Origin of the sequence: Salegentibacter sp. BDJ18 (assembly GCF_017579965.1) — a bacterium.
In the GTDB taxonomy this organism is placed as follows: Bacteria; Bacteroidota; Bacteroidia; order Flavobacteriales; family Flavobacteriaceae; genus Salegentibacter.
The window spans coordinates 194,976-217,077 of the sequence record NZ_JAFLQX010000002.1 but is presented as its reverse complement, the minus strand read 5'-3'; the positions used below and the strand labels follow the sequence as shown (position 1 = coordinate 217,077).

Annotated in this window: 21 protein-coding genes; 17 read left to right on the top strand and 4 right to left on the bottom strand. The window is 37.2% G+C overall.

Going from position 1 to position 22,102, the window contains the following annotated elements:
- The first annotated feature begins 70 nt into the window (after positions 1-70).
- The 8 genes from J0871_RS01720 to J0871_RS01685 all read left to right on the top strand — a co-directional run bounded on the left by J0871_RS01720 (position 71) and on the right by J0871_RS01685 (position 8,018).
- Complete coding sequence (locus tag J0871_RS01720; protein WP_208222933.1) at positions 71-949, top strand: tetratricopeptide repeat protein; 879 nt, start codon at positions 71-73, stop codon at positions 947-949.
- Positions 950-1,038: 89 nt separating this feature from the next.
- The gene (locus tag J0871_RS01715) at positions 1,039-2,391 is read left to right on the top strand and encodes a Mur ligase family protein (RefSeq protein WP_208222931.1); all 1,353 of its coding nucleotides are present in this window, start codon (positions 1,039-1,041) and stop codon (positions 2,389-2,391) included.
- 65 nt (positions 2,392-2,456) lie between these two features.
- Positions 2,457-3,158 (top strand): DNA repair protein RadC, encoded by a 702-nt coding sequence (gene radC / locus J0871_RS01710; RefSeq protein ID WP_208222929.1) that lies wholly within the window; start codon positions 2,457-2,459, stop codon positions 3,156-3,158.
- 9 nt (positions 3,159-3,167) lie between these two features.
- The gene (locus tag J0871_RS01705) at positions 3,168-4,457 is read left to right on the top strand and encodes a polysaccharide deacetylase family protein (RefSeq protein WP_208222927.1); all 1,290 of its coding nucleotides are present in this window, start codon (positions 3,168-3,170) and stop codon (positions 4,455-4,457) included.
- Positions 4,444-5,133 (top strand): YjjG family noncanonical pyrimidine nucleotidase, encoded by a 690-nt coding sequence (locus tag J0871_RS01700; protein WP_208222925.1) that lies wholly within the window; start codon positions 4,444-4,446, stop codon positions 5,131-5,133. Before J0871_RS01705 ends, J0871_RS01700 begins: the two co-directional genes overlap by 14 nt.
- A 47-nt stretch (positions 5,134-5,180) precedes the next feature.
- Positions 5,181-5,735 (top strand): hypothetical protein, encoded by a 555-nt coding sequence (locus J0871_RS01695; protein ID WP_208222923.1) that lies wholly within the window; start codon positions 5,181-5,183, stop codon positions 5,733-5,735.
- Positions 5,736-5,737: 2 nt separating this feature from the next.
- Positions 5,738-7,141, top strand: coding sequence for a DUF5723 family protein (locus J0871_RS01690; protein WP_243870363.1), 1,404 nt, complete (start codon positions 5,738-5,740; stop codon positions 7,139-7,141).
- A gap of 10 nt (positions 7,142-7,151) precedes the next feature.
- Positions 7,152-8,018 (top strand): hypothetical protein, encoded by an 867-nt coding sequence (locus tag J0871_RS01685; RefSeq protein ID WP_208222919.1) that lies wholly within the window; start codon positions 7,152-7,154, stop codon positions 8,016-8,018.
- On the opposite strand, the gene J0871_RS01680 is transcribed toward J0871_RS01685, so the two are convergent.
- Complete coding sequence (locus J0871_RS01680) at positions 8,012-9,286, bottom strand: replication-associated recombination protein A (RefSeq protein WP_208222917.1); 1,275 nt, start codon at positions 9,284-9,286, stop codon at positions 8,012-8,014. The two genes, J0871_RS01685 and J0871_RS01680, sit on opposite strands and share 7 nt — an antisense overlap.
- An 85-nt stretch (positions 9,287-9,371) precedes the next feature.
- On the opposite strand from J0871_RS01680, the gene J0871_RS01675 reads away from it, so the two are divergent.
- The gene (locus J0871_RS01675; RefSeq protein ID WP_208222915.1) at positions 9,372-10,196 is read left to right on the top strand and encodes a rhomboid family intramembrane serine protease; all 825 of its coding nucleotides are present in this window, start codon (positions 9,372-9,374) and stop codon (positions 10,194-10,196) included.
- A 22-nt stretch (positions 10,197-10,218) separates the two neighbouring features.
- Here the strand turns inward: J0871_RS01675 and rlmB are convergent, their stop codons facing one another.
- From rlmB to J0871_RS01660, 3 genes are all read right to left on the bottom strand, one after another.
- A complete protein-coding gene (gene rlmB / locus J0871_RS01670; RefSeq protein WP_208223165.1) occupies positions 10,219-10,959 on the bottom strand; it encodes a 23S rRNA (guanosine(2251)-2'-O)-methyltransferase RlmB in 741 nt (246 codons plus the stop codon).
- Between the two features lie 98 nt (positions 10,960-11,057).
- On the bottom strand, positions 11,058-12,479 hold the full coding sequence (locus J0871_RS01665; RefSeq protein WP_208222913.1) for a SusD/RagB family nutrient-binding outer membrane lipoprotein: 1,422 nt from the start codon (positions 12,477-12,479) through the stop codon (positions 11,058-11,060).
- Positions 12,480-12,490: 11 nt separating this feature from the next.
- Complete coding sequence (locus tag J0871_RS01660; RefSeq protein ID WP_208222911.1) at positions 12,491-15,790, bottom strand: SusC/RagA family TonB-linked outer membrane protein; 3,300 nt, start codon at positions 15,788-15,790, stop codon at positions 12,491-12,493.
- 429 nt (positions 15,791-16,219) lie between these two features.
- On the opposite strand from J0871_RS01660, the gene rpsL reads away from it, so the two are divergent.
- The 8 genes from rpsL (at position 16,220) to rplB (ending at position 22,099) form a co-directional block, all read left to right on the top strand.
- Positions 16,220-16,594: a 30S ribosomal protein S12 gene (gene rpsL, locus J0871_RS01655; protein WP_037319203.1), complete on the top strand. Its 375-nt coding sequence runs from the start codon at positions 16,220-16,222 to the stop codon at positions 16,592-16,594.
- A 23-nt stretch (positions 16,595-16,617) separates the two neighbouring features.
- A complete protein-coding gene (gene rpsG / locus J0871_RS01650) occupies positions 16,618-17,094 on the top strand; it encodes a 30S ribosomal protein S7 (protein WP_070053719.1) in 477 nt (158 codons plus the stop codon).
- Between the two features lie 6 nt (positions 17,095-17,100).
- Positions 17,101-19,209 (top strand): elongation factor G, encoded by a 2,109-nt coding sequence (fusA, locus tag J0871_RS01645; RefSeq protein WP_208222909.1) that lies wholly within the window; start codon positions 17,101-17,103, stop codon positions 19,207-19,209.
- 10 nt (positions 19,210-19,219) lie between these two features.
- Complete coding sequence (gene rpsJ, locus J0871_RS01640; RefSeq protein ID WP_037319211.1) at positions 19,220-19,525, top strand: 30S ribosomal protein S10; 306 nt, start codon at positions 19,220-19,222, stop codon at positions 19,523-19,525.
- Between the two features lie 200 nt (positions 19,526-19,725).
- Positions 19,726-20,337 (top strand): 50S ribosomal protein L3, encoded by a 612-nt coding sequence (gene rplC / locus J0871_RS01635; protein WP_208222907.1) that lies wholly within the window; start codon positions 19,726-19,728, stop codon positions 20,335-20,337.
- Positions 20,337-20,966 carry a 50S ribosomal protein L4 gene (gene rplD / locus J0871_RS01630; RefSeq protein WP_208222905.1) on the top strand — a complete coding sequence of 210 codons (630 nt, stop codon included), beginning with the start codon at positions 20,337-20,339 and terminating at the stop codon, positions 20,964-20,966. The genes rplC and rplD overlap by 1 nt, the downstream gene beginning before the upstream one ends.
- Before the next feature lie 5 nt (positions 20,967-20,971).
- On the top strand, positions 20,972-21,262 hold the full coding sequence (gene rplW, locus J0871_RS01625) for a 50S ribosomal protein L23 (protein ID WP_075324952.1): 291 nt from the start codon (positions 20,972-20,974) through the stop codon (positions 21,260-21,262).
- Between the two features lie 9 nt (positions 21,263-21,271).
- The gene (rplB, locus tag J0871_RS01620) at positions 21,272-22,099 is read left to right on the top strand and encodes a 50S ribosomal protein L2 (protein ID WP_208222903.1); all 828 of its coding nucleotides are present in this window, start codon (positions 21,272-21,274) and stop codon (positions 22,097-22,099) included.
- Positions 22,100-22,102: the final 3 nt, after the last annotated feature.

Here is a 22,102-nt window from a genome sequence, read left to right as displayed (position 1 = left end):
ATTTTTTTGTTAAACGTTACTTGATGCTTTAGGTCGAAATTCGCGATAAATTTATGAAAAAATTAATAGGATGACTAACAAATTCTTAATATTCAGTATAATTCTCTATTCAATTTTAACGCCTGTTTTAGCGCAGTCTTCTATAGGAACCGGGGAGAAATATCTTAATGAAAACCAAATTAACCAGGCAAAGAAGGTTTTTGAAGAGCACAATGAGAATTTAAAGGCTATGGAATATCTTGGTGATATTGCCAGTTTTGAGAAAAAATGGGATGAAGCAATAGATTATTATGCAAAACTGGTGGAAGACCAGCCTAACTCTTCGGCCTATAACTTCAAACTTGGTGGAGCAATGGGAATGAAAGCTATGGAAGCTTCTAAATTTAAAGCGGCTTTAATGCTGGGCGATATTAAAACGTATTTAAATAAAGCTGCCGATTTAGATAAAAACCATGCAGAAGTCCGTAGGGCCCTGGTGGAACTTTATATGCAATTGCCAACTATTATTGGGGGTAGCAAAGAACTTGCACAGCAGTATGTAAAAGAACTTCAGTCAATTAATAAAGTGGATGCTTACCTGGCCCAAGCTTATATTCATAAAATAGAAGAAGACCGGGAAGCAATGAAAATAGCAGTGAATAAAGCCTTTGAAGCGGCCAATAAAGATAAAAGCCTGGTAGCGCGTAATTACCTGAATTATGAATTAGGCGAAAGAGCAGCTTTACTAAATCTAAAACCTGAAATGGCAGTTGATTTTCTTGAAAAGTATATAAAAAATTATAATTATAAAGATTTAAAATCGCCGGCCTGGGCCCATTTTCATATTGCTAAAATTCAGGCTTCAAAGAATAATCAGGATCAAGCTTTGACTCATATAAATAAAGCCCTGGCATCAAAGTTTAATTTTCCTGAAGCCGAAAAACTCAAACAACAAATATTAGAGATGTAGGCTAAAGGCTTTTCCTAAAGTCTTAACTATATTTGCAGCCAGTTAACAGAGTTAAAATTGCCATAATTACTGGCGCGAAAAAGAATCTAATGAAACTTCATTTTATAGCAATTGGCGGTAGTGCTATGCATAGTCTTGCCCTTGCACTTCACACAAAAGGAAATATTATTACCGGAAGCGATGATGCTATCTACGAACCCTCAAAATCTGCTTTACAAAACAAAGGTTTGCTTCCGGAAGAATTTGGGTGGTTTCCTGAGAAATTAACACGGGAATTGGATGCCGTGGTATTGGGTATGCACGCCAGGGAAGATAATCCCGAGTTGAAGAAAGCTGAAGAATTAGGCTTGAAAATTTATTCGTATCCTGAATTCCTTTTTGAACTTTCTAAAGAGAAAACACGCGTGGTAATTGGTGGATCTCACGGAAAAACTACGATTACGGCTATGATATTGCACGTAATGCATTATCACGGTAAGGAAATTGACTATATGCTTGGTGCCCCGGTTCGCGGAATTGAAAATACTATTAATCTAAGCGATGAGAATGACTTTATGCTCATTGAAGGTGACGAATACCCGGCTTCAGCTATAGATCTTCGTCCAAAATTCCATCTTTATCAACCAAATATAGCCTTACTTAGTGGGATTGCCTGGGATCACATTAACGTCTTTCCTACTTTTGAAAACTATGTAGAGCAGTTTCAAATTTTTATAAAATCTATTGTAAAAGGCGGAATCCTCGTTTATAACGAAGAAGATGAAACTTTAAAAAATTTAGCTGAAAATACCGAAAATCAAATAAGAAAACATCCTTATTCTACTCCTGAATACCACGTAGAAGATGGAGAAACAATCCTGGAAACTTCTGAAGGGGATATGCCTTTAGAAATCTTTGGAAGACATAATATGAATAACCTTGCAGGTGCAAAATGGATTTGCCAGCATATGGGAATTGATGAAGACGATTTCTATGAAGCTATGATGGAATTTGAAGGTGCCAGCCGTAGGTTAGAAAAGATTTATGAAAATGAGAACGGAATTATTTTTAAAGATTTTGCACACAGCCCATCTAAAGTGAAAGCCAGCACAGAGGCGGTGAAAGAACAATACCCCAATAAGAAACTTATTGCCTGTTTAGAATTACACACTTTTAGCAGTCTTAATTCAGAATTTATTCAGCAGTATAAAGATACTTTAGATAAAGCTGATGAAGCTGTGGTATTTTATTCTCCAGAGGCAATTTCGCAAAAACAAATGCAAGCTGTTTCTCCTGAGGAAATAAAAAATGCCTTCAATGAACCAAATCTGGAAGTGGTTTCTGAAACTTCAGCATTTAAAAAAATACTGGAATCTAAAGATTTAAAAAATTCGGTTTTACTTTTAATGAGTAGCGGGACTTTTGGAAGTTTAGATCTTGAAGAGATGAAAACTTTGTTTTAAGTTAAATACCTCATTTTAAATTGTCCCGCTGTATATAAGAAATCATTTTTTATCTTTATAAAACTATGGGGCAGGAAAATCAGGTTGGTTTTGGAATTAAATCCTGGGCAGAAGACGATCGGCCCAGGGAAAAACTGCTTCATAAAGGTAAACTCAGTCTAAGCGACGCTGAACTTATCGCAATATTAATTGGTTCAGGAAGCCGCAATGAATCTGCAGTGCAATTAAGCAAACGCATTCTAGCTTCTACAGGAAATCAACTTAGCGATCTCGGAAAACTTTCAGTAAAAAAGCTCTGTGAATTTAAAGGAATTGGTCCGGCAAAAGCTATAAGTATTGTAGCTGCGATGGAACTGGGTCGGCGCCGAAGAACAGAAGAAGCCTTAGAGAAGAAGAAAATTACTTCCAGTGCTTCGGTTTTTGAGCTGATGCAGCCTATAATTGGCGAACTTTATCACGAAGAATTCTGGATTATTTATCTCAATAATTCCAACAAAGTTATTGAGCAATTACAACTTAGCAAAGGCGGTATTACTGGTACCCTTGTAGATGTTCGCATCACCCTAAGAAAAGCACTTGAAGTTGGTGCAACTTCTATTATTTTGGCGCATAACCATCCCTCGGGAACTTTAAAGCCAAGTGAAGCCGATAAACAACTTACCCAGAAGCTCAAAACAGCGGCGCAAAGTTTAGATATAAAGGTGCTGGACCATCTTATTGTAACCGAAAAATCATACTTTAGCTTTGCAGACGAAGGCGTACTTTAAATTGATTAGATGCTACTAATTTATACCCAGAAGATCACCCCGCGAATAGTTTACATTTTTAAACATATTTGCACCAATGTTCTGGGGATTTCCATAAAATTTACTACAAAAATTGAAGAATTTATCGCCCACGAGGGGATGAAACTTTCTTACGGAAAACAAGCCCTGGGAAACGAATTGTTTGTGCAAAAAGTAGATCTTTTACTAGAACAGGGTTTAAGCGAGGTAGAAATAAAAGTACAGCCCTGGGGCGATAATTATTGCTTTTTCCCAGTGTCAGAAAACAGTGCTTTACCTTTTGATATTTTTGCAGCTTCTTTCTTTTTGCTGAGTAGGTACGAAGAATATTTACCGCACGTAAAAGATGATTTAGGGCGTTTCCCTGCTTCAGAAAGTGTAGGGTTTCAGGAAGGATTTTTAAAAACTCCCGTAGTAGATATCTGGGCTTATAAATTTAAGGAAATTCTGCTGGAAAGATTCCCGGAAATTTCACTTGCCAACAGGGAATTTCATACCAGGGCCATAATAGCAGTAGAGCACGTTTTTAATTTTCAGAATAAAGGGTTTTTGCGCAGTTTAGCAGGAATGCATTTAGATATTATAAAACTCCAGTTTAATAAAGTTTTAGATCGTATACAGGTAGTGATGCGGATTAAAAAAGATCCTATAAATATTTTTGAAGATCTAATTGCATTTATAAAGGAATACAAAGTTCCTTTACTGTTTATGTTTCAGCTTAGTGATTTTTCTATTTACGATCGTAACATTAATTACAACCGAAACCCATATCGCTCTATTATAAAATATGTGGGAGATTATGCTAAAGTGGGTTTAATGCCCGGTTATTTTGCAATGGAAGATTTTAAAACCCTTCGGAAGGAAAAGTTGCGTATGGAAAATACCGTACATACTCCTTTAGATAGCGTGATTAATGTGAAATATAATTTGAATATTCCTGAATTTTATAATTTCCTCTCAGAGCTTGAAATTCCGCAGGATTATTCTATGGGATATCCTGAAACTGCCGGTTTTAGAGCGGGAACCTGTAGTCCTTTTTTGTTTTATGACATTAATACTGAATCTACCCTTGCTTTAAAAATTCATCCTTATGTTTTCAATTCAAATATCGTAGAACATACAGATTTTGGACAATTAACCGGCGATATTGGCAAAATGATTGCTGAAGTAAAAAAAGTAGGTGGAAGTTTTAAAGCTGTATTTAAAAATCAGGATTTTTCTGAATATTCTAACTTTCAGGCTTATTACGCATTACTAAAACAGATTTATGAAATTAAGTAATATCAATCATATATTTTTCGATTTAGACCATACTCTATGGGATTTTGATCGAAATTCTGCCCTTGCTTTTGAGCGGGTTTTTAAATTCAGAAATATTCCGTTAGAGATAAAAGATTTTCTCGAGATCTATATGCCGGTGAATTTTAAATATTGGGAGCGTTATAGAAATGACGAAGTTACAAAAGAAGCTTTACGGTATGGGCGGCTTAAAGATAGTTTTGATCTTTTAAAATTTGAAGCCGATCAAGATTTAATAAATAATATAGCTATAGATTATATAGAATATTTACCCGACCATAATTATCTTTTGGAGGGTAGTAAAGAAGTGCTGGATTATCTTCACAAAAGTTATGAATTGCATATTATTACAAATGGCTTTGAAGAAGTGCAACATAAAAAACTTTCTAATTCCGGCATAAGTAAGTATTTTACTACAATCACTACTTCTGAAGAAGCAGGTGTGAAAAAACCGAATAAATTAATTTTCGAAGCCGCACTCAAAAAATCTTCAGCTACTCCTGAAAATAGTATTATGATTGGGGATAATTATGAAGCCGATTGTACTGGAGCTCAAAATTGTGGTATAAAACCCATCTTTTTCGACTACTATGGAAATAAAGAAAACATCGGTGTAATGCATATAAAAACGTTAAATGAACTAAAGACTTATTTGTAGTAATATTCTTTTGTTAATTTCGTTAGTACAACCTAATGCCGTGCCTAATGAAATTACTTTCCAACTTTCTTGTAAGAAGTATTGGCCTAGTGCTTATTGGTGTTGTGTTATGCGGTTGCGTAAAAGATGTAGATCTTAACCAAAAAGAGGAAATTAGCTTAAGCCCCGATGTGCAAATAGATCTTCTTATCTACGATATAGACCAATCTCAATTTAAAGATCCTTCTACCGGAAATATTAAAACTCATATAAGTGATACCGTGAGGTTAGAGTTTCTGGACGATGATTATATTCAGAAAGATCTTGCTTCGGTAGAATTCTATTTCAGGCATATTAATACTTTTCCTCGCGAAATTAATAGTGAAATTAGATTTTTGTCTGATGCTAACCAGGAGCAATTTGCGGTAAACTATGTTATAAAACCCGGTACTGCTGGTAATCCCGTAACAACAGAGCAGTTTGAATTTATTGAAGAAGATCGTATACATTTAGTTCGTAGAACAATAAAAATGGTTGTTGAATTAGAGGTTCAACCGGGATCATCAAAATTTGAAGGGGAATTAGATTTCGCTTCCAAAGGCCTCTTTTCGTTTGAATTTTAATGATGTGGAGACTAATAGGATTGTTTTTAATTATTTCAGGAACGGTTGTAGCCCAAAACAAACCGCTACTGTTTAATGTAGACGATTTGCCACAAACTTTAATGAGTAATCCCGGGGCTCAAATTAACTTTACTGGCCATATTGGGATTCCGTTTTTTTCACAAATCCATCTTTCTGCAGGTTCTACGGGAGCCGATCTTTATGATATTTTTGCCAATGATGGTACAAATATTAATACCCGTATTCAGGAAACCATGCGCAATATGGATTCCAGGGATTATTTTTCCATAAATCAGCAATTGGAAATATTTTCTATGGGTTGGAAAATAGATAAAAAAAATTATCTGTCTACCGGTATTTACCAGGAAATGGATGTATTTTCTTATTTTCCAAAAGACCCTGCGATTCTGGCCAACGAAGGCAATAACGATTATTTAAACGAACCTTTCTATTTTGACGATGTTTCTTTTACGGGAGAAATAATGACGGTGTATCACCTGGGAATTAACCATAAATTTGATAACCGACTCACAGTAGGTGCGAGGGCAAAATTATATTCCAGTATTTTTAATGCCGAAAGTACCGGGAATACAGGCAGATTTACCACCTATACCACTCCCGATGGTAGAAATGTCTACAATCACGAAGTGGTAGATATGAACGTTTTAATTAATACCTCAGGTTTTGCTCCCTTAAAGGAGGAAGAAGGAATGACCGTAGAACAAGCTACCGCCGAATTGCTAAGTCGGTCTTTTTTTGGAGGCAACGTGGGTTTCGGGTTAGATTTGGGTCTTTCCTATATTTTGCATGAACAATTTATCCTGTCCGGTTCTGTACAGGATCTTGGTGCTGTTTTTCAGCGTAAAGACGTAGAAAATTACAGGTATTTTGGATCTTATGAAACCAGCGGGATAGAACCACTTTTCCCTGAGTTAGATGCAAATGATGAAGCATTACCATATTGGGACGATTTTGAAGATGAAGTAGATAGAAATCTTAGAGATGAAACTACCAACCAATCTTATACTACCTGGCGACCTATAAAAGCAAACTTTGCTATGGAATATGGTTTTGGCCCCGCTTTTTTACCCTGTCATTATCTAAGTGTGAAAAAAGTGAGGTATATGAATTTGCTGGGAATGCAGCTAAGCGGTGTGAAAAGGCCAAAAGGTTTTGTCTACGCTTTTACTACTTATTGGGATAGAAAAATTAATGAAAACCAGCGCTTAAAAGTGTCTTATTCTTTAGACGATTATTCTTTAACTAATATTGGCTTGATGTATACAAGAACTTTTAATAAATTTAATGTTTATCTGGCTGCCAATAATTTGCTGGCTTTCCCTAATTTGGCCAAAGCTCACAGTGCTTCCGTGCAACTGGGAATGCAACTTATTTTTAATGATTAATAATATTTAAATGAAAAGAATAATTTTTATACTCACTTTTTTTATCGGTTCTATTCCAATGCTTGCGCAAGATCTTGATCAATATAAATATGTGATAGTTCCCGAGGAGTTTGAGTTTTCTAAAGAAAAAAATCAATTTCAATTAAACGCACTCACTAAATTTCTCTTTGAAAAATATGGATTTGAAACATTGATGAAAAGTGAAGAAAAACCAGCCGATCTTCAGGAGAATTATTGCCTGGGGCTCAATACCAAAGTAAAAGATAATTCGGGTTTATTTGTGACTAAACTGGTGATCCAGTTAGAAGATTGTAGAGGTAATATTGTTTTTGAAACCAAAGAGGGACGAAGCAGGGAAAAAGATTATAAAACAGCCCATCACGAAGCTTTGCGGGATGCTTTTAGTGATATTGAAGCATTAAATTACAGCTATAATCAGGGGGAAGTTGCAGCTGCTGCACCTGCTAATGATAAGAAGCCAAAAGCCGCCGAAAAAGCTGAAGTAGCACAAAGCAAGCCTGAAACCAGAGCTCCCGAAGCTCCTGAAGACGCTCAAACACCTGCAACAGCTTCCGCCGAAGTAGTGGTTGAAAATCCTATGATAGATAATGATTCAGCAAAGGAATTGGAATTTGAAAAGGATAATATTTCTTATTTTCTTGAAAAATCAGATTCAGGGTATTCATTTTTTCAGGAAAATTCCCAGGAACCTTTTGCCGTTTTAGCTAAATCTGGGGAGAAAAATAGCTTTATCTACAAATCCCTCACCCGGCAGGGTGTAGCCTATTTTGACGAGGGAGGTGACTTGATAGTAGAATATTTAAACGCCGAAAATAAATCGGTTAAGCTTGTTTATAAAGCTTCAGCCAATCAATAATTATACTTGGTTTTCCAGCGCTTCTTAAGAAATTCTCTTTGCGCATTTTCCCGCGGATTGTTCCCGGGATCATAAAACTTTGTGTTTTTTATTTCATCGGGTAAAAACTCTGCTTCCACAAAATTATTCTCGTGGTTGTGGGCATATTTATAGTCTTTTCCATAGCCAATATCTTTCATTAGTTTAGTTGGAGCGTTCCTAATAGAAAGCGGAACTGATAAATTTCCTGTTTTTTTAACTGCACTTTGTGCCTGGTTAATTGCCATATAGGCCGCGTTACTTTTGGAGGAAGTTGCCAGGTAGGTAACGCATTGGCTCAATACAATTCGGGCTTCGGGAAAACCAATGGTAGTTACCGCCTGAAACGTGTTATTAGCTATAACCAGGGCGGTAGGATTGGCATTTCCGATATCTTCACTGGCTAAAATTAGTAATCTGCGGGCAATAAATTTTACATCTTCACCGCCTTCAATCATCCTGGCGAGCCAGTAAACAGCCGCGTTGGGATCGCTCCCGCGAATAGATTTAATAAATGCCGAAATAATGTCGTAATGCTGTTCACCGGTTTTATCGTAAAGCACTGTGTTTTGCTGAACCCTATTAAAAACCATATCGTTGGTAATTTCCAGGTTTCCTTCGGAAGATGTAACGAGAAGTTCAAAAATATTCAGCAATTTCCGGGCATCACCGCCACTTAACCTAAGTAAAGCTTCGGTTTCCTTTAATTTTATATTTTTGGCCGCAATAATTTTATCTTCCCGCATCGCTCTTTCCAAAAGTGCTACCAGATCTTCTTTGCTAAAAGGTTTTAAAATATAAACCTGGCAACGGGAAAGTAGGGCAGAGATCACCTCGAAACTTGGATTTTCGGTAGTGGCACCAATTAAAGTAACCCAACCTTTTTCGACCGCGCCTAAAAGAGAATCCTGTTGTGATTTGCTAAAACGATGAATTTCGTCTATAAATAGAATAGGATTTTTTGTGGTAAATAAACCATCGCTTTTTTTGGCTTTTTCTATTACCTCCCGAACATCTTTCACGCCACTGCTAATTGCGCTCAGTGTAAAGAAAGGCCTGTCTGAAGTGGTGGCGATAATATTGGCTAAAGTGGTTTTGCCAACGCCCGGTGGCCCCCAGAAAATCATGGAAGGAATTATACCTTGTTGAATTTGTTGCCTCAATGCTCCTTTTGGCCCAATTAGATGCTGCTGACTTAAATAGTCGTCTAAAGTTTGTGGGCGTAATCTTTCTGCTAATGGTTTACTCATCTGACAAAATTAGTAATTTGAATAACACTTTGTCATCTATTAACAAATGGATTCTTTTTTGTAATATTAAAAGAAACTAATTCTTTTGAAACAGTCCAGTCCATTTGTTTTTACTACCGGCGTTTTGGGATACCCTATCCTTTTCGTGCTGCTAATTTGGATAGTTTTCTGGTTTGAGATTCGCTTCGGTATTAGTTTTAATAATTTTGGGGTTCGTCCAGGAGAAATTAAAGGTTTACGTGGAATTTTATTTTCACCATTTATTCATGGAGATATAAAGCACCTTTTCAATAATACCATCCCGCTTTTTGTGCTTTCCATGTCGCTATTCTATTTCTATAGGAAAATAAGCTGGCCGGTGCTAATTATTGGTTTGCTGCTTACCGGAATTCTTACCTGGAGCATTGGGCGACCCGCGAACCATATTGGGGCGAGTGGAATAATATATATGCTTGCCGCTTTTTTATTTTTCAAAGGTATTTTTTCAAAATATTACCGCTTAGTGGCGCTTTCTCTAATCGTAGTTTTCCTTTATGGCGGAATGCTTTGGTATGTTACTCCTATAGATCCTGAAATTTCCTGGGAAGGGCATCTATCGGGATTAATTTCGGGTTTTGTGTTAGCGGTATTTTATAGGAAGAATACTATTAAAAGTCCTAAATACGAATGGGAAAAACCTGAATACAGCGAGAAGGAAGATCTATTTATGCAGCATTTTGATGAAAATGGGAATTTCATTGAACGGCGCTTTGAAACGAAGGAAGAGGAAGAGGTCCCCCAGCCTCCCGAATTAAATTCGGGACAGGCTCCAAAGGAGGAGTGTAATATTCAGTTTAATCACGAGGAAAATGATGATTCAGAAATTACTTATCGTTATTTTTATAAGAAATCAGAATCCAAAAAAGAGTAAGGATGAAATTTTTTTTTAAATCCTAAGAAAGTTCTCTTTGTCGAATCGCTTCATATAAAAATACACCACAGGCAACGGATACATTCAATGATTCAATTTTACCGAACATAGGCAGTTTTGCCTTTTTATCTACACTTTTTAAAATTGAATTTGAAACTCCTTTAGCTTCATTCCCCATAATAATTCCTGAGGCCTGCGTGAAGTCTACATCGTAAATTGTGTCTTCTGTTTTTTCGGTAGCAGCTACCAATTGCACACCTGAAGATTGTAAATAGAAAACAGCATCTTTAATGTGATTCACTTTTACAATAGGAAGGTTGAATACCCCGCCGGCTGAAGTTTTAACGGTATCTGCATTTAAAGGCGCACCTCCTTTTTCAGGAATAATTATAGCATCAACTCCTGTGCATTCTGCGGTTCTAATAATTGCCCCAAAATTACGCACATCGGTAATTTGGTCTAATAATAGAAATAGGGGAGTGGTTTTTTCTTCAAGAATTTTTTCAATCGTTTCCTCAAGGTTCCCAAATTTAATTGGGGAGATAGTCGCTACCACACCCTGATGATTTCCTTTGGAAAGCTTATAAAGTTTTTCTTCTGGAACAAATGAAATATTATAGCTGCCCTTTTGAAGAAGGTGATTCAATTCCTGAAATAAAGGACCTGAGAGGCCTTTTTGAATATAAACCTTATCAATGCTTTTTCCTCCCTGGATAGATTCTATAACAGCCCTAATTCCAAAAATACGTGTAGTTTCTTCCATAGGGCAAAGGTATGCTTTGTTAGGAAATTTAAATAAAGTTAAAGCATAAAAAAAGCCACCCAATTTGGGTGGCTTCATAATATTAATTGAATTCTTAATTATTCAACATCCCAGAAAACTGGAGTTTGTTGATCATCACCGCCAATGGCATCTGATGCGTCAATATAATTAGCGTTGTTAAGGTTTTGTTCATCAATTGGATAAGTGAACCTTAATGGTACCGGAGTTTCAAACTCTGCCGGAATAGCTAGTTCAGGAGCATCATATTTTCTCCAAACTGACCATCCCTGGAAAGGATTGTCAAACATCGCGATCCAGTATTGTTTTGCGTACTGCTCGGTAGAACCGTCATAAGCAACATCAGCCTGACTTAAATAAGCGGCAGCGTCTTCTGCAGATCCACCCCAATAAGTAATAGAAGCTGTAATTGCTTCATTGTAATGAGTTTCAGCATCACCTGGAACTTCATAACCTAGTTGGGCAGCCATAGAAAGGTTGAAACGAACTTCAGCATGATCTATAAAGATGCCTTCCCTTGTTGGATCTTCAAGAAGTTCTCCAATTTGAGTGAATGCACTGAAATTATTACTTCCTCCATATACACCACCGTCGTAACCATCGGCAAGGTTATCCTTAAAGTAGAACATTCTTCTAGGATCATCTAATTCATTCATGTAATCTACAATAGTTGCAGATGCAAGAAAATCAGCACGTCCACTTTGAATAAGATCTACCCATAAAGGGTTTGTGTTAGGATCGTTAGACTGGTATTGCAAAGTAGCATTGTCTTCGTTAGATAGAATAAGACCTGCCGTAGCAGCTGACTCAACAGTAGATTGTGATAAACCTGGGTTGGCGTCAGAAATTCTCATTCCTAAACGTAATTTCAACGAATTAGCGAATAACATCCATTTGTTCATATCTCCACCGTATACGGGGTCTGAACCTGCATAACCCTGGCCTGCACCTAACATGGTGTTTGCTGCAGTTAAACGTGAAATAAGGTCTTCATAGATTACCATATCGTCATCATAAGCAGGTAGAGGGAATTCCTCTGCCTGAACGGCTTGAGAGTAAGGAATGTCTCCAAAAGTATCTACAAGTACATGCCACGCATATACTTCAATAACTTCTATCTGGCCCATTCTCGCATCTTTTTGAGCTTGAGAAAGTTCAGTGTTTTCGTTTAAAATACGCTTGGCGTCCTGTAAATCGAAGATAACATCTCTATAGATTTCAGACCATACATTGTCTGGATTATTTCTAGACTGCAAATTGTAGTTAGGTTCATCTAAATACGTAGTAGTTGTCCAGTACTGGGCTAAAAATCTGTAAAGTGCATCATTCACATTAGGACTGGCCATATTATCTGCCAGGCTTACGGTAGCCGCTGTGAATAAAAATTCAGAAGCTACCTGCGTAGGGTTCTTAGGATCCCTGTTTAGGTCCTCATATTGCTCGTCGGTCTGACAAGACCATAATGTTACGAGTGCTGTTATAGCTACAATATATTTCTTCATGATTAATTTTATTAAAAGTTAAATTTAAGGCTTGCACCAATTTCTTTCACAGCTGGATAAGCTCCAGATTGGTAACCTTGAACATTCCCTGAACTAAGACCCGCTTCTGGATCAGAGTAAGGTAGGTTCTTGTGAATTATCCAAAGGTTTCTACCTATAACAGAGATTGAAGCTCTTGTAAATGGAATTGCATCAAGAATTTTGTCTCCAAAATTATAAGAAAGGTTAACCTCTCTCAACTTCACAAAAGAAGCATCGTACACGTGTCCAGCATTTGCATCTCTACCGTAACCAAATGGGTTACCAAAATAGTCTGTTCTTGCTCTGGTATTATTTTCTGAAGTATTTGTTACTTCATAAGTACCATCAGGATTAAAGGAAACATCTCCCTGTACACCATCTAATATCACACCACCTTGTTCTGCTTCAGTAACGTAGCCAGGATCTCCTGGTGCAAGGTCTGGATTATATAATGGATTTCTAATTGGATTACCAAGCTCGTTGGTGCCTACACTCTGGTCATAGATTCCAGTTGCAAAACCATACCAGGTATCAAGAGAGAAAATATCTCCACCTTTTTGAACATCAATTAAGAAGTTTAAAGAAACATTCTTGTATTGGAAAGTGTTAGAAACACCACCTGTCCAATCTGGCTGGATATTACCAATAATGTAGTTTGAGTTAGGAGTTCTTGCATAATAACCTCCAGAATTAATTACTCTGTTTCCATTATCGTCATAGATATAATCTGTACCTCTAATAGCTCCATAAGGTTCTCCTGGTGCTGCGTTGATACTAATACCACCCTGGACACTGGCTAGCTGAAGGTTATCAATTCCCTCAGTTAACTCTAGTACTTCACTACGGTTTCTAGCCCAGTTAACGTTTATATTCCAATTAAAGTCTTCTGTTCTAATTGGATTTAAGGTTAAAGATAGTTCAACACCTTTATTTTCAATTGTACCTGCGTTTAATAGTTTTGATGTAAAACCTGTTGCAGTCGAAACCGGTACCGGAGTAATCTGGTTTTCGGTTTGAGAGTTATAATAAGAAACATCAAATCCAATTCTTCTGTCAAAGAAGTTAGCTTCAAGACCAACTTCATATGACTTCATACGCTCTGGATCTAAGTTTGGATTATTTAATGAAGAGTTGTTACTCGCAACACCAGCTCCTGCAAAAGGAGATGAAATAGTATAGGTGTTAAATACTCTGTAAGGACTAGTATCATTACCTACCTCTGCATAGTTAGCTCTTAATTTAGCAAAGTTTAACCAATCAACTTCAATTACGTTAGAAAGCAAAATACTGGTAGAAAGTGATGGGTACCAGAATGTATTATTTTCCATTGGTAGGGTAGAAGAACGGTCTCTTCTTATTGTACCTTCTAAATAATAAGTATCTAAATATCCAACTCCAGCTCTGGCATAAACACCATCAAGCATTCTTACCATTTCGTACTCCTGTGGAGGGTTTAATGGGCTGGCACTGTTAGTTAAAGCATAGAAGTCTGGAGCATTTAAGCCACCATTAGTACTTGCAAGAATACTGTTTCTTTCATTTCTACGAAGGTTAACCCCAAGGTTACCATCAAGGTTAAGATCTGAAGTTATGTCTTTATTAAAGTTCAGGATAAGATCGTAGTTATATTCAGCACCTCGGTTGTTAAATCTACTATATCCAGAAACCCCGTTACTTCCAACATTTCTTCTTTCTTCCTGTAATTCATCATAGGTATCAAAAGAAAAACGTCCTAGAACACTAAATACATCACTAATTTCATAGTTTAGGTTGATGTTACCAAAATACCTGTTACGAGTATCGGTTTGGAAATTTTCGTAAAGTGTCCAGTATGGGTTGTCCATATAAATAGGAGCTAGATTATCTGGACTATTTGGGTTCCATGAAATGTTTTCTCCAGTAGAAAAATAAGCATCTCTTTGCTCATAAATATCTACGTTGGTTTGAAACCACTGTCTGAAAGATTGCATAATATTTAAAGAACTATACCCAGTTCCATATCTACCTTTACCGTCAGTTTTGGTGAAAGTTATATTTGTTTGCGCGGTAAACTTGTCAGTAAAATCGTGCGAACCACTAAACTTAATTGTATTTCTTTTAATTCTACTGTTTGGTAAGTTACCTTGTTGATTTAGGTTAGTTGCACTAACTCTAAAAGAACTTGTTTCGTTACCACCATCTAAGGCTACAGAGTTAATTGCGGTATAACCGGTTTGCCAAATGTCATTTGGAGTGTTTTCTGCAGCTTGCCATGGGGTAGCCTGTTGGTAGGTATCCAATTGTGGATAAATAGAATTCCATTGGTAAATAGGTCTTCCGTCAAAAGCAGCACCAAAAGAGGCATCCTCAGTAAATGGAGTTACTTCATCAAGGTTACCATCACCATCAACATCATATAGGTTGAAATAAGCATCTCCATCAGGTCCGTAATATCTACCGTAACCTGCACCATATTGATCCTGGTATTTTGGAAGTGTTTCGTCATCTACGTGAGTAGTCATAAGCGTAGAATTTACTGAAACACCAATTCCTTTGCTTTTGCTACCTTTTTTAGTCTCTATAATAATTGCACCGTTGGCAGCTCTAGCTCCATAAAGTGCAGTTGCTGCAGCACCTTTAAGTACGTTAATAGAGGCAATGTCGTTTGGGTTAATGTCAGACGCTGCGTTACCATAATCGTAACCACCTCTACCTGCATTTTGACCGGATCTGTTTGTGTTAGCGTTACTCACCGGAGTACCATCAATAACAAAAAGTGCTTGGTTATTTCCTGTTAAAGAGGAGTTGCCACGAATCACTACGTTAGAAGATCCACCTAAAGTACCTGAAGATGAAACTTTAAGACCTGCTACTTTACCAGAAAGTGAGTTAACGAAGTTTTGTGTTGGTACATCAGAAACTTCAGCCCCATCAACTTCCTGAGTTGCATAACCTAAAGATTTCTTTTCTCTTTCGATACCTAATGCAGTTACCACAACTTCATCTAACTGGGCAGAATCTGTGCTTAATGTCACATCTATAGTGTCATTGTTTGCTACAGTATATTCTGCGGTTTCCATTCCAACGAAAGAATAAACCAAAACATCTCCTTGTGTGGCAGGAATGGAATAATTTCCGTCAAAATCGGTTTGGGTACCTGTGTTGGTTCCCTTGATTAAAACGGTTACACCTGGAAGGGGTAGCCCGTCTTCATCGACTACCGTACCGGTAATCGTTCGTTCTTGTGCAAAAGTAATTTGCACAGCTAACACTAATAATAGTGTTAGAATACTACTAAACTTTGTTCTCATTTTTAAATTTGTTTGAATTAGCCAAGGCCAAAAGTGCTAATAAATGGTTAATAAAACAAACTTTTAATTTTAAATATCAGGTAGTTATTTAAATAAATGTTAATAATTGTATATAGATTGGTTAGAGTCAGGCGTTAAAGTGGAATTGGTGAAATGTTAAAATGTTAGAATATTATTGAGTTTTGTTATTAAAATGTAGTTAAAATCTAAAATATTCCTTTTTGAGTAAGATGAGCTTGTTTTTTAATCAGCTTATTTTTATTGATCTATACCTATTATTATATATGTTGTTAAAAGGTGAATTCTGTCTTCCAGATTATCCTTCTGAAAATTAATTCATTATAGTTTGATTAATTTGTTTTTATTTCTACATTTGCAAACCCTAAAAAACAGGGGATTAAATTTATTAATAATTAGGTAAAAGAAATTATGCCAACAATTTCACAATTAGTACGAAAAGGAAGAGCCCAGATAACCAAGAAGAGTAAATCGGCTGCTTTAGATTCGTGTCCTCAAAGAAGAGGAGTGTGCACACGTGTGTATACTACTACACCTAAGAAACCAAACTCGGCTATGCGTAAAGTAGCAAGGGTGAGGTTGACAAACGGAAAAGAAGTTAACGCTTATATTCCAGGTGAGGGTCACAATCTACAAGAGCACTCGATAGTATTGGTTAGAGGTGGAAGGGTAAAAGATTTGCCAGGTGTTAGATATCACATTGTTCGCGGTGCATTAGATACTGCGGGTGTTGAAGGAAGAAGCCAACGTAGATCTAAATACGGAGCAAAACGCCCTAAGAAGTAATTAAAAACTTTTAATGTAAAGAAATGAGAAGAAGACAGGCCAAAAAAAGACCGCTTTTACCAGATCCAAAATTTAACGATCAACTTGTTACACGTTTTGTGAACATGATGATGTGGGATGGTAAGAAATCGGTAGCCTTTAAAATTTTCTATGATTCTATCGCAATTATAGAAGAGAAGAAACAAGACGAAGAAAAAACCGGTTTGGAAATTTGGAAAGATGCTCTTTCTAATGTTATGCCTCACGTTGAAGTTAGAAGTAGACGAGTTGGAGGTGCAACATTTCAAATCCCAATGCAAATAAGACCAGATAGAAAAGTAGCAACCGCTATGAAATGGTTAATTTCATTTGCGCGAAAGAGAAATGAGAAAACTATGGCGCAGAAATTAGCTTCTGAAGTTCTTGCTGCTGCTAAAGAAGAAGGTGCTGCAGTTAAGAAAAGAGTTGATACTCATAAAATGGCTGAAGCTAATAAAGCATTCTCTCACTTTAGATTCTAAAATAAAATGGCACAAAGAGATTTAAAATTTACTAGAAATATTGGAATTGCAGCTCATATTGATGCAGGTAAAACTACAACAACAGAGCGTATCCTTTATTATACAGGAATAAGCCACAAAATAGGAGAGGTGCATGATGGTGCCGCTACTATGGACTGGATGGAACAGGAGCAGGAAAGAGGTATTACAATTACTTCTGCTGCTACGCATTGTAAGTGGATGTATAGAGATCAGGAATTTACGGTAAATATTATCGATACTCCTGGTCACGTTGATTTTACCGTAGAGGTAGAGCGTTCTTTACGTGTTCTTGATGGTGTGGTTGCATTGTTCAGTGCTGTAGATGGTGTTGAGCCGCAATCTGAAACCGTTTGGAGACAGGCTGATAAATATAAAGTACCACGTTTAGGATTTGTAAATAAAATGGACCGTCAGGGAGCTGACTTCTTTAATGTGTGTAAGCAGGTTAGGGAAATGCTAGGTGGAAACCCAGTGCCATTACAAGTTCCAATTGGTGACGAAATAGACTTTAAAGGAGTTGTTGATCTTATTTCCAAAAAAGCAATTATTTGGAATGATGAGGATCACGGGATGACCTATGAAACTATAGATATTCCTGAAGAACTTATGGATGATGTGAATAAATACCGAACTGAGCTTGTAGAAGCTGTGGCCGAGTATGATGAAGCATTAATGGAAAAGTTCTTTGAAGATGAAGATTCAATTACTGAAGACGAAATTATTGCTGCCCTTAGAGCTGCAACCATAGATATGTCTATTATACCTATGATGTGTGGTTCTGCCTTTAAAAATAAAGGTGTGCAGGCAATGCTTGATGCAGTAATGAGGTATATGCCTTCTCCAGTAGATGTAGAAGCCATTGTAGGAACAAATCCTGATACTAATGAAGATGAAAGCAGAAAGCCACACGTTGACTCTCCTTTCTCTGCATTGGCATTTAAAATTGCTACCGATCCTTTTGTTGGTCGTTTAGCATTCTTCCGTGTTTACTCGGGAGCCTTAGATGCAGGATCTTATGTATTGAACAATAGATCAGGTAAAAAAGAACGTATTTCTCGTATTTACCAGATGCACTCTAATAAGCAAGAACCTATTAATAGAATTGAAGCTGGTGATATTGGTGCAGCTGTTGGTTTTAAAGATATTAAAACCGGTGATACACTAACTGATGAGAAACACCCAATCGTTCTTGAGTCTATGACTTTCCCAGAGCCAGTAATTGGTATCGCGGTAGAGCCTAAGACGAAAGCCGATGTTGATAAAATGGGTATGGCTTTAGCTAAACTAGCTGAAGAAGATCCAACTTTCCAGGTTAAGACTGATGAAATTTCAGGACAAACTATTATCTCTGGAATGGGAGAGCTTCATATTGAAATTCTTGTAGATCGTTTAAAGAGAGAATTTAAAGTTGAAGTTAACGAAGGTCAGCCACAGGTTGAGTATAAAGAAACAGTAACTAAAACTGCAGAGCACAGAGAGGTTTATAAAAAGCAATCTGGTGGTCGTGGTAAATTTGCTGATATTGTTTTTGAAATGGGACCTGTAGACGAAGACTTTGAAGGAAAAGGGCTTCAGTTTGTAGACCAAATTAAAGGTGGGCGTATTCCTAAAGAATTTGTTCCTTCGGTAGAAAAAGGATTTAAGGAAGCCATGAAAAACGGGCCAATGGCTGGTTTCCAAATGGATACCTTAAAAGTAATCCTTAAGGATGGATCTTTCCACCCTGTAGATTCCGATCAACTTTCTTTCGAATTGGCTGCGAAAATGGGTTACAAAGCCGCTGCTAAAAAAGCCGGTGCTGTAGTTCTTGAGCCAATTATGAAAATAGAAGTAGTAACTCCAGAAGAAAACATGGGTGATATTGTTGGTGACTTGAACCGTAGAAGAGGTCAGGTAAGCAGCATGTCAGACAGGTCTGGTGCTAAGATTATTAAAGCAGAAGTGCCTTTAGCTGAAATGTTTGGATATGTAACAACATTAAGAACATTATCTTCTGGTAGAGCAACTTCAACTATGGAATTTTCTCACTATGCTGAAACTCCTTCTAATATTTCAGAAGAAGTTATTAAAGCAGCAAAGGGTACAAACGAATAATATTAGGAAAATGAGTCAGAAAATAAGAATAAAACTAAAATCCTACGATCATAACCTGGTAGATAAATCTGCAGAGAAGATCGTGAAGACTGTAAAAACTACAGGTGCGGTGGTAACAGGACCAATTCCTTTGCCTACTCACAAAAAACTTTTTACTGTTTTACGTTCTCCTCACGTAAACAAGAAAGCAAGAGAGCAATTTCAATTAAGCTCTTACAAAAGGCTTCTTGATATCTACAGTTCTTCTTCAAAAACCATTGATGCGTTAATGAAATTGGAGCTGCCTAGTGGAGTTGAAGTAGAGATTAAGGTGTGATGAAACTTGGTTTTCCGGTTTTTCCGGTAAACCTTAGTTGAATACATCCCGAACTTGTTTCGGGATCTCTTGAGTGAAACTCAAGTTTACATGTCCCGAGCAGTTGGCGAGGGAAAAACGGAAGAAAGATACATTCAGGGCGGAAGTATTTTTCTGCCCTGAATTTTTTTAAATAAATAAGTAATAATCAATAATTAATTATGTCTGGGTTAATAGGAAAAAAAATAGGCATGACCAGTATTTTCGACGAGAACGGGAAAAACATTCCCTGTACCGTAATAGAAGCAGGTCCATGCGTAGTTACCCAAGTCAGAACCAAAGAGGTTGACGGGTATGAGGCACTTCAAGTTGGTTTCGATGACAAAAAGACTGCAAATAAAGCTGCCGAAGGGCACGCTAAAAAAGCAGGAAGCGTTGCAAAACGTAAAGTCGTTGAATTCCAGGGCTATGAAGCAGATTATAAATTAGGTGATGCTATCACGGTAGAGCACTTTAACGAGGGGGAATTTGTAGATATTGCAGGTACTTCTAAAGGTAAAGGCTTTCAGGGTGTTGTAAAAAGACACAACTTTGGTGGTGTGGGTCAGGCGACTCACGGTCAGCATAACCGATTAAGAGCTCCTGGTTCTATTGGTGCAGCGTCTTACCCTGCACGGGTTTTCAAAGGAATGAAAATGGCCGGTAGAATGGGTGGAGAGAGAGTAAAAGTAGAAAACCTGAGAGTTTTAAAAGTGGTGGTAGATAAAAACCTTTTAGTAGTAAAAGGATGTGTGCCAGGTCACAAAAACTCATACGTAATCATTAGCAAGTAATGGAAGTAGCAGTTTTAGATATAAAAGGAAAAGAAACAGGCAGAAAAGCAAAGCTTTCTGACGCTGTTTTCGCTATAGAGCCAAACGATCACGCAGTTTATCTAGATGTTAAACAATATTTAGCTAATCAGCGCCAGGGAACCCACAAAGCTAAAGAAAGAGCTGAGATTGCTGGGAGTACCCGTAAGATCAAAAAACAAAAAGGTACCGGTACTGCACGTGCAGGTAGTATTAAGTCGCCAATTTTTAAAGGTGGTGGACGTGTTTTTGGACCAAGACCAAGAAACTATGGTTTTAAATTGAACAAAAATTTAAAACGTTTGGCAAGAAAATCGGCTTTATCAATAAAAGCAAAAGGAGAATCAATTTTTGTAGTTGAAGACTTTTCTTTTGATGCGCCGAAGACAAAAAGTATGATAGATGTTTTGAAAGCCCTTGGTATTCAGGACAAAAAATCGCTTATAGTGTTGGGTGACTCAAATAAAAACGTATATTTGTCGTCACGTAATTTAAAAGGACTTGAGGTTGTAAACTCCTCAGAATTAAGTACTTACGGGATTCTTAATGCTAAGAATATCGTGTTGCTTGAAGGTTCTTTAGAAGGAATTGAGTCGAATTTAAGTAAATAAGCCTTATGAGTATCTTGATAAAACCAATTATTACAGAAAAAGCCACCGGAGATAGCGAGTTGAATAACCGTTTTTCTTTTGTGGTAGACAATAAGGCGAATAAGATTGAAATTAAGAATGCAGTAGAAGCTGCTTACGGAGTTTCAGTTGAAAAAGTTCGTACTATAAATGTTCGTCCAGATCGCAAAACCAGATATACAAAATCTGGTATGATCACTGGTAAAACCAAAGCTTTCAAAAAAGCATTGGTACAGGTGACGGAAGGTGAAACTATTGATTTATACAGTAATCTTTAAGATTAAAAAATGTCAGTTAGAAAATTAAAACCAATCACCCCTGGCCAGCGTTTTAGAGTAGTAAACGGGTATGACGCCGTGACTACTGATAAGCCGGAAAAAAGCCTTTTGGCTCCGATTAAAAAGTCAGGTGGGAGAAACAGTCAGGGAAAAATGACTATCCGCTACAAAGGTGGAGGTCATAAAAGACGTTACAGAATTGTAGACTTTAAACGTGACAAGCATGGTGTTCCTGCTACTGTTGCGAGTATAGAATACGATCCAAACAGAACTGCCTTTATCGCATTGTTGAATTACCAGGATGGTGAAAAACGATACGTTATTGCTCAAAATGGGTTGCAGGTAGGTCAAAATATTGTATCAAGCACAGATTCGGCTGCTCCAGAAATTGGAAATGCAATGCCGTTATCTAGTATTCCGCTTGGTACTGTAGTTTCTTGTATAGAGTTAAGAGCCGGTCAGGGTGCTGTAATGGCAAGAAGTGCTGGAGCTTTTGCTCAATTATTGGCAAGAGAAGGAAAATATGCAACTGTAAAACTACCTTCAGGAGAAATTAGAAGAGTGTTGTCTACTTGTATGGCTACAATTGGAGCTGTATCAAATAGTGATCACCAACTTCAGGTTTCTGGTAAAGCTGGTAGAAAACGTTGGTTGGGTATTAGACCAAGAACAAGACCAGTAGCGATGAACCCTGTAGATCACCCAATGGGTGGTGGAGAAGGAAGAGCTTCCGGTGGTCACCCACGTTCTAGAAAAGGTTTACCTGCTAAAGGTTTCAAAACCCGTTCAAGAACAAAAGCGAGTAATAAATATATTGTAGAACGTAGAAAGAAATAATAA